The organism is Aerosakkonema funiforme FACHB-1375 (assembly GCF_014696265.1).
In the GTDB taxonomy this organism is placed as follows: Bacteria; Cyanobacteriota; Cyanobacteriia; order Cyanobacteriales; family Aerosakkonemataceae; genus Aerosakkonema; species Aerosakkonema funiforme_A.
The window spans coordinates 33,954-48,844 of the sequence record NZ_JACJPW010000063.1 but is presented as its reverse complement, the minus strand read 5'-3'; the positions used below and the strand labels follow the sequence as shown (position 1 = coordinate 48,844).

The 14,891-nt window shown below is 42.3% G+C and carries 12 protein-coding genes; 4 read left to right on the top strand and 8 right to left on the bottom strand.

Features of this window, described 5'->3' with window-relative positions; all coding sequences use genetic code 11:
- Nucleotides 1–253: 253 nt before the first annotated feature.
- Complete coding sequence (locus H6G03_RS22520) at nt 254–829, bottom strand: cupin domain-containing protein (RefSeq protein ID WP_190468773.1); 576 nt, start codon at nt 827–829, stop codon at nt 254–256.
- A gap of 396 nt (nt 830–1,225) precedes the next feature.
- Here H6G03_RS22520 and H6G03_RS22515 point away from each other — a divergent pair, with 396 nt between their 5' ends.
- Nucleotides 1,226–2,251: a sulfate/molybdate ABC transporter ATP-binding protein gene (locus tag H6G03_RS22515; protein WP_190468770.1), complete on the top strand. Its 1,026-nt coding sequence runs from the start codon at nt 1,226–1,228 to the stop codon at nt 2,249–2,251.
- A 167-nt stretch (nt 2,252–2,418) separates the two neighbouring features.
- On the opposite strand, the gene H6G03_RS22510 is transcribed toward H6G03_RS22515, so the two are convergent.
- A complete protein-coding gene (locus tag H6G03_RS22510; protein WP_190468767.1) occupies nt 2,419–3,279 on the bottom strand; it encodes a nucleoside hydrolase in 861 nt (286 codons plus the stop codon).
- 67 nt (nt 3,280–3,346) lie between these two features.
- A complete protein-coding gene (locus H6G03_RS22505; RefSeq protein ID WP_190468763.1) occupies nt 3,347–3,610 on the bottom strand; it encodes an FmdB family zinc ribbon protein in 264 nt (87 codons plus the stop codon).
- A gap of 382 nt (nt 3,611–3,992) precedes the next feature.
- On the opposite strand from H6G03_RS22505, the gene H6G03_RS22500 reads away from it, so the two are divergent.
- Together H6G03_RS22500 and H6G03_RS22495 are read left to right on the top strand one after the other, a co-directional pair.
- The gene (locus tag H6G03_RS22500; protein ID WP_190468761.1) at nt 3,993–4,220 is read left to right on the top strand and encodes a photosystem II protein, Psb35-related; all 228 of its coding nucleotides are present in this window, start codon (nt 3,993–3,995) and stop codon (nt 4,218–4,220) included.
- 548 nt (nt 4,221–4,768) lie between these two features.
- Nucleotides 4,769–7,684 (top strand): ATP-binding protein, encoded by a 2,916-nt coding sequence (locus H6G03_RS22495; protein WP_190468758.1) that lies wholly within the window; start codon nt 4,769–4,771, stop codon nt 7,682–7,684.
- A gap of 158 nt (nt 7,685–7,842) precedes the next feature.
- Here the strand turns inward: H6G03_RS22495 and H6G03_RS22490 are convergent, their stop codons facing one another.
- The 5 genes from H6G03_RS22490 to H6G03_RS22470 all read right to left on the bottom strand — a co-directional run bounded on the left by H6G03_RS22490 (nt 7,843) and on the right by H6G03_RS22470 (nt 14,552).
- On the bottom strand, nt 7,843–8,958 hold the full coding sequence (locus H6G03_RS22490; RefSeq protein WP_190468755.1) for a hybrid sensor histidine kinase/response regulator: 1,116 nt from the start codon (nt 8,956–8,958) through the stop codon (nt 7,843–7,845).
- Between the two features lie 92 nt (nt 8,959–9,050).
- Nucleotides 9,051–10,073: a YhdH/YhfP family quinone oxidoreductase gene (locus tag H6G03_RS22485; RefSeq protein WP_190468788.1), complete on the bottom strand. Its 1,023-nt coding sequence runs from the start codon at nt 10,071–10,073 to the stop codon at nt 9,051–9,053.
- A gap of 387 nt (nt 10,074–10,460) precedes the next feature.
- Complete coding sequence (locus H6G03_RS22480) at nt 10,461–11,264, bottom strand: radical SAM protein (RefSeq protein ID WP_190468752.1); 804 nt, start codon at nt 11,262–11,264, stop codon at nt 10,461–10,463.
- A gap of 406 nt (nt 11,265–11,670) precedes the next feature.
- Entirely contained in the window at nt 11,671–13,002 is a 1,332-nt protein-coding gene (locus tag H6G03_RS22475; RefSeq protein WP_190468749.1) for a TMEM143 family protein, read from the bottom strand.
- 218 nt (nt 13,003–13,220) lie between these two features.
- Entirely contained in the window at nt 13,221–14,552 is a 1,332-nt protein-coding gene (locus tag H6G03_RS22470) for a TMEM143 family protein (protein WP_190468746.1), read from the bottom strand.
- Nucleotides 14,553–14,667: 115 nt separating this feature from the next.
- Here H6G03_RS22470 and H6G03_RS22465 point away from each other — a divergent pair, with 115 nt between their 5' ends.
- Complete coding sequence (locus H6G03_RS22465) at nt 14,668–14,865, top strand: hypothetical protein (RefSeq protein WP_190468743.1); 198 nt, start codon at nt 14,668–14,670, stop codon at nt 14,863–14,865.
- Nucleotides 14,866–14,891: the final 26 nt, after the last annotated feature.

The following is a 14,891-nucleotide window of genomic DNA, read 5'->3' as shown; positions in this document are numbered from 1 at the left end:
TGTCAATTTTTACAATACATTTGTACTATCCGTGGGTAGCGATCGCACTCCTGCAAGTGCCTTAACAAAAGTTCATACAGTGTCGATTACTTTTGTCCGACTACTTAGCGACGCTCGTGCAAATTTACGTTGCGTCAGAACATAAACACCATTTGTTGTAGGTGGGAAAACGGTCATTGTTAATTATTCCAAAGCTAAAAAAATAAAAACTTGTTGCTAGGCGTAGGGTTGCCCAGGACTTACAAACTTTAAGTTAAGGGCAGTCGCCAGGATATCTTCTGGCAACGGGTTTGTGAAAGTGAATTTTAGTATCGGTGTATTGAGGCGTCCACCCGCCTACACTTGTAAAGTACCGTACTGCTTTGAAATGAAGCAATCCTGTAGGACGGAACCAATGCTCGGTACCGGATGGCACGTTAATAAATTCTTCTGCTTCTACAATTAATTCTGCTTGCCTACCATCAGGAAGCACAAACCCGAAAACGCACTCTCCAGAAAGGATATAGAGTGCTTCCTCGTCTGCGTGAGTGTGGCAGCGATCGAATTGCGTTATCAGGGCCCAAAGATAGGGCGAACCTGGATGCAAAACTGTCAATTCACGCCATTTATAACCAAATCTGCGCTGGAATTGAACAAAGTAGCGATCGAAACCAGCTAATATCTCCTCTTTTTCAGCAAGGCTAAGAATGTCTTGTGCCAGTAATTCCCCGATATAGGAGTTACTCCCCAAGGGCAAGCGTTTCACCTGAATATTTAGAGCTGCAAGTTTCCGTGTAATGTCGCTGAGATGAGTGTAAACCGAACTGTCTTCGAGTTGCAAGATGGCCATTGTAGACTCCAGTGTTGGACGGATCTGGGTTCGGGCTTGGTAGAAGTTGGCAGTCAAAAAACATTGCCTATAAAAGGCATTTTAGCAAAAACACCTAAATTCCGATAGATAAACTGTAGATTATTTTAGTACAATTTACAAGGCACAGCAAAAAGGGTTGTCGCGGGCCAGAAACCCGGTTTTTCTAAAAAACCGGGTTTCTAAAAGCCCTCAGTCAGGTAGTCAGTTGTAGCAAAGGTCAAGAAATTTGACAAAAATTACCAAAAAATCTGGATATGTGGTATGTAAGTACAGTAAATTGGGCGATAAATCGGTGTAACAAAAAGGTCTGCCAACGAAATCCGGTTTTCGATCGAGTCAAGGGTCAATTATCAAAAGTTTAGGGAAAGAGTAGCGATGAGCATTTTGATTGAGGACGTATCAAAGCGATTTGGTTCGTTTCAGGCAGTGGATTCGGTAAATTTGCACATTCACAGTGGCAAGCTGGTGGCACTTTTGGGGCCTTCGGGGTCGGGGAAATCCACCTTACTGCGGCTAATTGCGGGACTGGAAACTCCAGATACGGGCAGAATTAGAATCAGTGGTAAAGACATGACCTACGAAAACGTGCAATCGCGGGGTATTGGCTTCGTGTTTCAGCACTATGCTTTGTTTAAGCACATGACCGTCCGCGAGAATGTCGCTTTTGGTCTACAAATACGCAAAGCGTCCAGATTTTATGTCCGGGAACGGGTGGAAGAATTGTTAGACTTAGTGCAACTGCGGGGGTTAGGCGATCGCTATCCGTCTCAACTTTCTGGCGGACAGCGACAGCGGGTAGCTTTGGCGAGAACTTTAGCTGTAAATCCGCAAGTACTTTTATTAGATGAACCGTTTGGAGCTTTGGATGCTAAAGTTCGTAAAGAACTGCGAGCTTCTCTGCGACACCTGCACGAAAAAGTTAACGTTACCACTGTCTTTGTTACCCACGATCAAGAAGAGGCGATGGAACTTGCCGATGAAATTGCTGTTTTTAATAAAGGTCAGGTGGAACAGGTAGGCACTCCAGAGGATATTTACGACCATCCAGCTACCCCCTTTGTGATGAGTTTCTTTGGCCCTGTCAACGTTCTATCCAGCGCTGCGGGAATTTTCGATCTTAACCATTCGGAATCTAACAATTCTCATGTGTTTTTACGTCCTCACGATGTTTTAATTCAGACTAAGGCGGAAGAAACCGCCGTACCCGCTAAGGTAAAGCGGATTGTGCATTTGGGTTGGGAAGTTGTAGTAGAGTTGAGTCTCAGGGACGGTCAACTGGTGACAGCGCAACTGACACGCGATCGCTTCACCCAATTACAACTGCTACAAGAACAGTCTGTTTATGTGAAACCCAAAAGCGCCAAGACTTTCCCTGTCGGCGTACAGCTGACTTACACATAGTTTGGCGGTTCATAGTTCACAGTTTCTAGAAACAGAAATTGTGAACTATGAAAAATAGAAATATCTTAAATTTTATTTTTGAAATACCGCTCGACTAAAGTGCCATTTTGTCAGACTTTCAAAGATTTTTTCATAGCCGATAAAGTGGTCTTGAGACGAGTCCATTTTTAATATGCCGTCAAAGTAGAGATAAATTTTTCTGGGTTGTAGTCTATAATAATCCAAGTTCCGGAACCGGGAGATAATCTGGCTCCCCACTGGCCTTTTTCTCGGTATATTTCTACTTCTGCCCAAGTCGCGATCGACTCGTCAATAGCACAACAAGCAGCTAAAGGATCGTGTAATTTTTTACCATCGGGGTGATGACGCAGATAGGCATCCATACCTTTCCATATCAAAGCGAGAGACAAACTTTTATGTTTGACAGATTGGAAAATATCGTGCATTTTTCGGTCATAGTAAACGCGATGGCAAACGTTTTTAGACACAAATTTTTTCACCCTAATACCGTCATAAGAAAGTGCTGCCAAAGCAGATTTTGAATCGCCGTTGAGGTTGTAAGTGGGACAAGTTGTCATTCCCTTGAATTTGTCTAGTTGAAGTGCTGATGGTACTACACCTTCGCCGGCAAATCCACCTTGGGCAATCCAGCGATCGACTTGAAAATTTAATTTAATGGCAGCTCCCAAATTTTTCAGCGGGCCACCTGTAATTAAAGTAGTGTTCGAGTCACAATATCGCCGCAAAACTTCGCCACCATTTTCTGCATCTTGGGAAGTTGGAATATCTCCATAAACATCTGTGTGCCATTTGGAAACACAGGGTTTAGGGTGTTCTTTGTGATGGGCTCCGACTGGGATATCTCTATTAAATAGAGCCAATGCTTTCCTTACCAGTCCGATCTGTTGGGGTGAACCTGGGGTGATGGTAACAGCTTTGAGGTTAACTTCCGGGTGTCCGATCAACAACAATAAGGTAAGGAAGTCATCGGGGTCGCCGGTTTCCATATCCCAAATTACATCTATCATTTATAGGAATGCCCGCACCTGAGAATAACTCGCTGAAGTAGCTATTGAGAATCTGACTTTTTCAATGCTAGGTGGTGACGTTTTCATAGACTCCAGAGTCTCGTTTCACCAGCTTGGTTAATCCCGCACTCTTGTAGTCGCTATTTGATGTTGGAACGAGCAAGCTTGGTACGCTAATCAAGCGCTGGACAGGTGTATCGAGTGGCGTTTCGCCTGGGTCGCATTGAGCGAGCTTACACAACTCGCCCCAAGTGGTAAGTTTTTCGTGAATACTGTGGCGAACTTCAACTTTTTGATTGTTACTTGCACAAAAGTAATCGTAGGTGGGCATAAAAATTTCTCTCCAGCCCTAGATAGAAATCAATGATAATTTACCGCGATCGTCGGCTTTTGGCAATTTATGATGCTGTACGGTTTCCCGAACGATGGAAACAAACTCTTTGAAGTTAATCGGCTGTTTCGGGTTGATGGTGAAAAATGTTTTTTGTTTTATAGGTTTGGCGATATGGTGGGTTACTCGGAAAGGGAGAGGGAGGAGGGGAAATTTTGAATGAGTGACTTTTGAATGAGTGACTTTTGACTTTTATTATCGGGTGACGCTCTAATGGCGCTTGTGATTAACATCACTTAGGTGATTGAGTCAAGTCACAAACAGATATTGTTAAACTTCGTTACATTTATTTACAGAAAGACACAAACGGGAGAAAACGGTTATGACTATTCTGATTGCACTATTGATCGTCGGTTGGGTTGCTGCTGCTGCGATCGGTACTCAAGCTTACTTCCGAGGCGAGCAGTCCAAGCCAATTCACGAAAGAAACTGGCGCTCTGAGTCTTTTGAGAAACTATCCGAAAGTATTACCGGCAGCAAGATAGACTATAGCGATCGCGTTCCTGCCTTCAGCGTGGATGCTTATGGCAGCAACAACTTGCCGAACTAAGAGCGACGGCATCCTCTGGACGATCGAACCCCAGCACTCCGCTGGGGTTTTTTTTGGCAGGGAAGGGGGGAGTGGGGGAGCTAAAAGTCAAAAGTCAAAAGTCAAAAGTCAAAATTCCTCTTCTTCTCTCTCCCTCTTCCCCTAATCCCTAACCCCTAATCCCTAGCCCCTAACCCCTAACCCCTAATCCCTAATCCCTAACCCCTAACCCCCAGCCCCTAACCCCTAACCCCCAGCCCCTAGCTAGGGCTTGATGAAACTCTTGCCCAGAGATAATTCCAGCATTTGTACACTGGCTCTTGCCTATAAAGCTAAAACGGATACACCACAAATTATGTAAATTGTTCTATCGTAAGTAAGGTTAAGCAGAGATTGATAGTAAAAATAAAGATAGTATAGGCTTTAAAGTGATAAAGCAAAAGCTAGAGCTCGATTTTGGGTGTATCTTTTCAAAGCATCAACTCTTAGGCTAACTCCAAGAAAGTTGATCGGGACAACTGTATTTTCATAAAAATAAATCGGGCTGGTCGCCTTCGAGTCCCTAATTTATGGTTGAACTTAACATAAACACTACTTATTCGCAAAAGTCTAATAGTTGTGCAGACGTGGATAAAGGAAAACTGAATCGTCGTTTCTCCCAGCGTCTCGAAGCAAGCCTAAGTCCGATGGAAAGCTGGGGATTCGGGCTTTCCGGTTTGTTGCTATGGCTTGGTACCGCACCGAGTATGCACGCAGAGTTAGGGCCGAAAGCAATTTTTGTATGGTTGCCGGGAGCGATCGTCGGTATTATGCTGAACCTGCAAATCAAGCGCCTGGGTATTCAGTGGCCGAAAGTATCGGGAGGAACGCCCAATTACACGACCAGACTACTGAAAAGCTATCCCGGACTGGCTCGCTATGCAGCGATCGGCTATCTTTTGGGATGGGTATCGGTACCGCCGATGAATGCCATTATACTCACCGATTTAATCGAGGCGACTCTTTCTCCGCTTGGCATTTCGTGTCCGGTAACGTTGTTGAGAATTGGATTTACTTTACTTCCTTTTCTAGTAGCTTTTAGCGGCACGAGAGCTTTGGGAATTTTGCATTCATGCTTTGTCTTTCCAGCAATAGGATTGCTACTCGCTTTTGGCATTCAAGGAATTGGATGGTTAAGTTTAGCAAGCGACAGTCCCGGTTTTTTTCCCAGCAGTGGGTTAGAAATACAAAATCTGCCGCCGCTCAATTTTGTGGAATGGGCGAAGTGGTTTTTTATTGCCGTATATGCCGTTTACGGTTGCGAAACTGCTTCTTCGTTTGTGGCAGATAGCAAAAACCCCAGAGTCACCTTGCGTTGTTTAGATTTTGCTGCCTGGTTAATTGTGCCAGTGTATCTGGGTGGTTCTTGGGTACTGATGCAGTTGGCAAATGCTTCCGAAATTGGCAACAATGCTTTTTTAAATATGGTGGGGGCAGCCAAACCATTTTGGGGTGAATCAGCTTCATTTTTGGTGACATTTCTGATTGCTTGCGGCTGTCTTTTGAGTTCGGCTACGGCAGTTTCCAACTCGCCCCGAATTTTATATCAACTGGCAATAGACGGATATCTTTCACCTGTATTTGGAGTCGTTTCTCGGCGGGGTGTTTTCGGCCCGGGTCTGACATTTACCCTTGTACTGAATCTGGTTTGTCTGATGTGGGGAGATGTGGATCTCGTGGTGATGATAGCTGGAACGGGATATCTTTTTTCGATGTTGGCGATCCATCTAGGATTGTGGCTGCGTCGAGGTAAATCGGCTGTATTATGGCCGTTGTGGTCGGGAGGCTTTTTTGTAGTTGAAGCGATCGTCCTGGTAGTGGGAGGTTTAGCTTGGGACTGGAAATATTTGGCGATCGGATTGCTGTTGCCGATCGCAATTTTGGCAGCAGATGCAGCTGTACGTAGCCTCAAATTTCCACCTTTCCATCCATCTTGGTGGAAAGAACGCCATCGTCCTCTTTCTCAGGAAAGGATGCCAGATTTTGTGCTGGTGCAGGTGGGAGTTTTAATTTTCTTAATTTGCAGCGCCACAACAATAGGATGGGCGGCTAGAGCTAAATTAGATAGCGCATCTGTCGAAAACTATACGAATGTTTTTGTACTTTTGCTGCTGACAAGTGCATTTGTAGGAGTAGCGATCGCTTGCTGGACTAGCTTACCGCAAGTGACGAGTATTATCGAAGCCGGAGAAAAGGCAGAACACCTTTTCAAAATTGCTCTGGATGCAATTATAGTGTTAGATGAAAATTGTGTAATTTTGCAAGCAAATCCCGCAACCGAACTGTTGTTTGGAGTAAAAAATGAAAATTTACTCGGAAATCGTTTAAACCAAATACTTTTGGATTTACCGGATGTGCCGGAGCGTTGGCCATCCCGTAGCGAACAGATCGTAACTCGTGGAGATGGAAACTCGCGATTTCTGGAAGTGGCAATTTCAGGCAGAAATAATCAAGAACGACAAGAATATGTTGTGCTGCTACGCGATATTACAAAGCGCAAACAGACTGAAGTAGAACTGCGGCAAGCATTACAAATTAAGGAAGAATTGGCAGCTACTGCTACGGCACAAGCTCAACAATTAGAAAGAACTTTGCGCCAATTGCAGCAAACTCAAGCGCAACTAATTCAAGCCGAAAAAATGTCTAGCCTCAGTCAATTGGTTGGTGGGATTGCACATGAGATTAACAACCCCATCAATTTTATCTACGGCAACATTCAATACGCGAAACAGTACGCTCAAGATTTGCTGTATTTGCTTAATCTCTACAAATATTATTATCCCAATCCAGTTCCGGAACTGCAAGTAGAAATTGAAGACAAGGAAGTCGATTTTTTAGTAGAAGATTTTCCCAAACTGTTGGATTCGATGAAAGTAGGGGCCGATCGCATTCGGGATATAGTTCTGTCTTTGCGAAATTTCTCCCGTTTGGATGAAGCAGAAAAGAAGAGGGTAGATATTCACGAGGGGATTGAGTCAGCGTTGATGTTTTTGCATAATCGTCTGAAAGCTAAAGGGGATTATCCGGGTATTCAGGTGATTAAAGAGTACGGTGATTTACCCAAAATCGAGTGCTACGCCGGACAGCTAAACCAAGTATTTATGAATCTGCTGTGTAATGCTATTGATTCCATAAACGAATACAACAAACAGCGATCGCTGGCAGAAATTAAGGCTTGCCAGGGTAGGATCGCAATTCGCACATTTTTAAAAGAAAACAACCGTTTATTTATCCGCATCGCAGATAATGGTTTGGGAATTGCTGATGATGTCCAAAGAAAGCTATTTGACCCGTTTTTTACAACCAAACCTATCGGTCAAGGAACTGGAATGGGATTGGCAATTAGCTACCAAATTGTGGTCAGAAAACATGGTGGAAAATTGCACTGTATATCAGAGCCAGGAAAAGGCGCAGAGTTCGTAATTGAGATTCCTATTTGTAGCTAAATGTTAGGGGTTAGGCACTAGGGCGTCAGGGAGAGTGGGGGAGTGGGGGAGTGGGGGAGTAGAAGAATTAATATTTTCGCTTTTCCCTTCTCCCTCTTCCTCTTCCCTTTTCCCTCTCCCTCTTCCCTCTTCCCTAGCCAAAATCCAAAATCTAAAATCTAAAATTGGCTTGGAGTAGGAATAACAACCCGCACGGTTGTTTGCTGTCCGGGGATGCTTTCTACAAACAATTCTCCACCGTACAATTCTGCTAGACGTTTAGCGATCGCCAATCCCAAACCAGAGCCTTGCTGTTCGTAGAGTTTGCGATCGAACTGCATATAAGCTCCTAAATTAGCAATTTGTTCGGCGTTCATACCCCGTCCTTTATCGCTCACGGATAGAATAAAAAAATTATTTTTTACCATGCTGATGATATAAATTGGCGTTCCCGTTTCAGAAAATTTAAAAGCGTTATCTATCAGTTCTTCTACCAGCTTATTCAGATGCTGTGCGGAAATTTGAATTTCTCCATCTGCTAAATGCAAATGCAGATCGTTTTCTCGTTGCGCTTTTTTTGCTTGGTGAATGGCTATATCGGCAATCATTGTTTTGGCATACTCTATCCGATGACTCCGTAGCGCTTTGATTCGCTCTGGATGGGAAGCAATAACTTCTAGATCTGCGTACAACAAAAAGTTCTGAATCAGGCGATACAAACGTTTGCTAGCAGCTTGGATCTGCTCGACCATTTCCCGAATCTCAGATTTATCTAGCGAATCTAACTCGGTAAGTAGCAGTTGTGAAAACCCCATAATGCCATTTAAAGGAGTTCGCAATTCATGGGGAAGGGATAAAGTAATATTCCTACGCAATTCATCTAGTTTTTGTGCTTCTTGCTGCTTAATAGCGGCTTGTTTTTCGAGTCTAGCTGCGATCGCTTTCAGCAATTGGGCAGGTGTAAACGGTTTGATTATATAATCGTCTGCTCCCTCTTCCATACCTTTCCTGGTATCCGCTTTATTAGATAAGCCAGTGATAAAAATGAAGGGGATAGCTGCCGTCGCAGGTTCGCTTCTGAGCGCTTTCAGGACACCGTAGCCATCTAGTTCGCGCATCCGCACGTCGCAAATAATTAGATCGGGCTTTTTTTCTCTAGCAATTTCGATGCCTTTGATGCCATTTTCGGCCTCAAATGTCTCAAAATTTTGTCTGGCTAGAATTTCTAAAATGGTTATACGGACGATTTCTTCGTCTTCAATTACCAAAATTTTTATCTTCGGGTTATTTGACATAAGACTAAAATAAATTACTATTTACCTCTTCCTTAATTTTGCTGGTAGTTTGGTTTGTGACTGCATGGCCGTTGGCCATTACTATAATTTAACTATAATTTGGCTAGCCGATCTTTCCTTGATAGGTCAACTAGCACACGCCCTACAATTTTTCCTTGGAGAATTGCATTAACTTTCTCTCTCAATTCTTCTAAATTTACAGTTGTTACCACGCGCTCTAAATGCGAGGGTTTCCAATCAGACGCTAACTTTTTCCAAAGCGTCGATCTGGTTGCGATCGGACATTGAACCGAATCAATTCCAATCAGCCGCACTCCCCGCAAAATGAAAGGGTAAACAGTCGTTATTAACTCCGCACCACCTACCAAACCACAAGCGGTAACACAGCCGCTATGCTTGGTAGTTTCGATCAGCGTTGCTAAAGTATTTCCTCCCACCGTATCTACCACTCCTGCCCAACGTTCTTTCAACAGGGGCTTACCGCTATTATCGTTGACTTCCTCTCTTGAGATTATTGATGATGCACCCAGGAACTTGAGGTAGTCATATTGCGATTCTTTGCCTGTAACCGCTACAACAGCGTAACCTAATTTTGCTAAAATAGAAATAGCAATACTGCCAACTCCACCAGTAGCACCAGTTACTAAAACTTCGCCTCTATCCGGAGTAATGTTATTTTGTTGTAGCGCGTCGATGCAAAGTGCTGCCGTAAAACCAGCCGTTCCAAATATCATGCTTTCCCTCAGACTCATTCCATCAGGAAGACTAACCACCCATTCAGCAGGAACGCGAATATATTCGGCAAATCCTCCCCAAGTATCCATTCCTAAATCGAAACCAGTCACAATCACAGAATCGTTTGCTTGAAACTGGGCAGATTTACTGATAACCACTCTTCCAGCAGCATCAATTCCCGGTACGTGAGGAAACTTTTTGGTAACGCCAGGATTTCCCTTGGCTGATAGCGCATCTTTGTAGTTTAGAGAAGAGTATTCCACACGAATTAGAACGTCACCTTGTGGCAGGTCATCCACTACTTTTTCTACAATATTCGTCTGGTAATTTTTGTTATCTATTTGGCTAACGAGAAAAGCTTTAAATGTTTCTTTTGTCATAAACACCTTGATATCATTGGCTGGGTTGGCCATTGCCTGCCAAAACGCCTGTAGCCCTTTCAAGAGAAGCAATAGTGGGCAATTACCAATTATATTTAGATGGTCGGTGATGCCCAGCCTACAAATTATCGAATCACTCCGCAGAAGGGATTTTCCTGCAAGTTTAGCACGCTAAGTAGCAAAGAAGTATATCTTGGAGATCTCTATTAAGAGAAGAGTAACTTTGCTCTCTATTCGGATAGGGCGACAATTATACCTGAAAATTGACTGGGTAAGCTTTTCGGCTCTTCGACCTCGCCGCTGGTAAGGTCATTTATGCGGACGTAAAGATATCAATTGTGCCCGGACGAAGATCGGTTGAATTTAGCTACTCTTAAATTCAGAGACTTACCCAATGGGAGCATAACGTACAGGAATACCAGTAGCGCGATTAATTTCGGTGGCGAATTCCTGCAAAACATCTAGACTGACACATTTGAGCGATCGCACTTCGTAAGGTCTATTATCGGCGCTGCTGTGGTTCTCTCTTCCGTCTATTTCGTGTTTCAACGGTTTTGGGCGCGTCGGGGTATTGAGTTGAATTTCATCCGGCAGTAAAGATTGCATCATTTGCAGATATTCAGCTTTAGTAGCTTCATTCCATTTCGTTAAAATCATGGTTTGAATGCCTAAATGTCCGCGATATTCCTGACGAAAATTTTTAATATTTGTGCAAATATCTGACATTTCTATCCCTGACACAGGTCGATTGACGCGCCGCAATTGTTCGGCGGAAATGGCATCAAGTTTGACCGATATTTTGTCAGTTAAAGACAAAGCCGCACGCACATCAGGGTCTGATAATAATGTGGCGTTTGTCAATACTAAAGTCGGTCGATGAGTGAGTTGTTTGATTGATGAGAGGATTTCTGCCAAGTTAAGTGCTAAAGTGGGTTCGCCGCTACCGCTGAGGGTGATGACATCTACATCCCAAGGCGCGAAAGCTTGCAAATCTTGGAGAATTTGTGTCGTGGGGATGTAGATAGCGCGATCGCATATTTTACGTTCAATTTCTCCCAATTGGCAATACACGCAGTTGAACGAACAAACAGACACTGGGCCAATGGGGTCTATACCGAGCGATCGACCATATCGCCAAGATTTAACTGGGCCGTAAACAGAAGTAAACTTGGTACTTGTTTCAGCGGACATTACTTAAAACCGTTCTGGCTGCAATTCCACATCTATCTATTATTTTTATCGCAGATTCAAGGATATATTTGTAAATTTAGATAGATTGTTATAATTTGAAAAATTTCTTTTAATTTCCTTACAATTTTTGCTATTTAGAGCGTAGTATAATTTGTAAAAATTATTGTATTCGGACATAAACCGGATGAATAAAATAATAAGATTTATCGAAAAAAGCCAAATATTTCTTTTCGTCTCCCTATGTTGTTTTGGATTAGTATTTTACTTGCCAAAGCCAGAAATAAATACTAAGTTGAGAGTTGATATTTATTGTTAGGTAAATTTCAATTCTCAACTCTAAAAATAGGTATGGTTTTTTAGGAGCGATCGCCTTGGATAGAGCTTTTTTATTTAGAGCGATCGCACATTATTTGGCGTAGAGAAAAGCATTGTCCCAAACGTAATCTATGACTGTTTTGGCATCTTCTAGAGATGGAATTTTGCAAAAGCCTTTTTCATCATATGTCAGCAAAGGTATTTCTGAAATACTGTCTGTCTCCGCACCATCTTTGACAATTTTGCCCCGTATTGCTTCCAGGTTACGTAGGGGGCCATTGATGTCGAAGTCAATTTTAGTGCCAAATTTTTTCTCCATCCACTCTTCAATTCGGTCATCTAATTGTTTGGGAGTAAGAGGTGTCTTACTCGTCAACAGGTGATAATAAACCAAGAGTATTTCTTTACATTCTTCCTCTTCAGCCGCATCAATTAAAGATCCAAAAACACTGCTGTTATTAGCAAGCGCTCTGAAAAAAAGCGTGTCGGTAATATTTTTTTGAAATTTGATTTTCTTGCTGTTGTAATTGTTATATTGCCGGACGGCAAACCCACCAAGCGCAACCACTAGCGATAACGCCGCCACCAGTACTGGCATGATGTTACTCAATTGCTCTTGGTTGATACTAAAATTTGCGATGCTTGACTTTCCAAAGACAACAAATGATATTATCGCGGTAATCAGCAAAAGTTGGGGTAAGACTTTGATCGCCACCGGCACAGCTGCCCCAATTGCTGGTACGCCGAACAGGAGACGGTCTTTCCATGTCATGCTAATTTTGATGTTCGGAAATAAAAATTCTAAATCGAATTTGGGAATATTTTTGTAATAGTAAATGTACATTTTCCCTGGTTTAAAATTAAGATTGTCCGCTTTAATTTTTTTTACTTCAAAATAACGTTCATCTTTGAATTTCAGCAATAAAACTACTCGTTCAAAAACATCTACTGGTTTTTCGAGTTTTTTCAAAAATTTATTCACAGTAGTTGTTTTTTGAGTGTCGCCACGATAGTAACAAATTATGCGCTCGAAGTCGTTTAAATCGACATCTGTTTTTAACTCTATCAATGAGCTTACCTGAAAAGCACGTTGTAGCATTTCTTCAGATAAAGTAATGTAATTGGCTCTTTCTAGGAGAGTTTTAAACGCATCGACCAATTTAGCTTCCATATTCGCCTTTTGGTCTATCGTTACGACCGCGATCGACTTGGTATCGGTATCTGGGTCAAAAGGAGCAAAATTATCCTTGATAACCTCTAATGTTTGATGTAACTGAAAATGGTAATAGGCAGACAATATTTCGCAGAAATCGCGAAACTTTTGCACATCTGCGCCAGCCAATTGGCCGTCTTGAACGCAAAGTTCGATCAGGTCACGTCGCTGATAGGGAATAAATGCTTCGCGGTCTTGATAAGTTGCCATAATGCCGAGCTATGCCGATGTTTTAGATCGTCAAGAATGTGAAAGGGATGAACTAGGCATTAGCATAAACTATTTTTGGCTCCAAGGAAATAGCGATCGCACTGTCTCAAACTACACATCTGAAACTATCGGGGAGTGGGGGAGCGGGGGAACGGGGGAGAAAATCTTCGTATATGAACTTTTCCATAGAGATTCCGAAATAACCGTGCGATCGAGCATCATTTTTCACAGATAAAGGCATTATCCCAAACATAATCTACGATCTTTTTGGCATCCTCTAGGGAGCTAACTTTGCAAAACCCTCGCTCATCGTAACTCAGCAAAGGTATTTCTGGCGTACTGGCTTCATCCCAGCCTTCTTTAACGATTTTGCCGCGTATTGCTTCCAGATTGTGTAGAGGGCCATTGATATCAAAATCTATTTCCGTGCCAAATTTTTCATCCATCCATTCCTCAATGCGATCGTCCAATTGTTCCGGGGTAAGAGATGTTTCGCTTGTTAACAGATGATAATAAACTAAGATAATCTCTTTACATTCTTCTTCTTCAGCAGCATCTATTAAAGCTCCAAAAACGCTAGCATTGTTAGCTAAGTTCCTGAAAAATAGAGTGTCGGTAACTTTTTTTTGAAATTTTACTTTCTTGCTTTTGTAACTGTTGTATTGCTTGAAAGCAAAACCGCCAAATGTCATCGCCAGAGACAGGGTAGCCACCAATACTGGTGTAACATCGCGTACCGCATTTTTGCTGGCATTATCTTTGCCGATATTTACTTGGCCGAAGACGACAAATAAGATTGCGCTGATAATCAGCAACAGTTGAGGGATAACTTTGAGTACGATCGGAATAGCAGCTCCTATAGCTGGAATACCAAAGAGGATACGGTCTTTCCAGGTCATGCTAATTTTGACATTGGGAAATAGCAATTCTAAGTCAAATTTGGGGATGTTTTTATAAAAATAAATATAAATTTTACCGGGCGTGAAGTTAAGGCGATCGTACTTAATTTTTTTTGATTCAAAATAATTTTCATCTTTAAATTTTAGCAGCAATACCACCCGTTCAAAAACGGCTGATTTACGTTTTTTCTTCTTAAACCACTTCTTAACCGTAGCAATCTTTTGACTGTCGCCTCGATAATAGCAAACCACTCGTTCAAAATCATCAAAATCAACTTTTGTTTTTAATTCGATCAATGTCTTTTCCTGGAAAACCTTTTGTAACATTTCTTCTGTTAAAGCTATATAATTTGCTCTTGAAAGAATATTTTCAAAGCCAGCAATCAGTTCGGCTTCCATCTTTGCCTTTCGCTCCCTCGTAAGTGCAATCCTCGGTTCGCTATCGGCATCAGGATTAAATGGATCGAAATTATCCTTTAGCATTTCCAATGTATGATGCAGATGAAAATGATAATAAGCCGATAATATTTCGCAGAACTCGCGGAATTTTTGCTCATCTGTGGCCGATAACTTGCCGTCTTCAATGCAAATTTCGATGATATCGCGCCGATGATAGGGAATGAACGCTTCGCGGTCTTGATAAACTGCCATTATACTGAGTTATAGCGAGATTTTGTACAGTAGGGATTGTGAGACGAGAGAACTATGTATTAGCATAAACAATTGTTGACCCGAAGGGAATAGTCTGGCTGCATATATTAAAAAAATGGCCAAAGCCTGCCGAATTGCCACACTCAACAAAGCGGCAATTTCAACAGCACTTATAGCCAATTTTCGAGATTTTCAAGATGCAATCAACCTACTGGATGCCATTGTTACTCACAATACCGAAGACTGCGTAAATCTCACCGTACCGATTCTCACCCATAGCGAGTTGATTCAAGAACTTGAGATATTATCCTGATGATGTTCTAGACTGAGAAAGCAAAC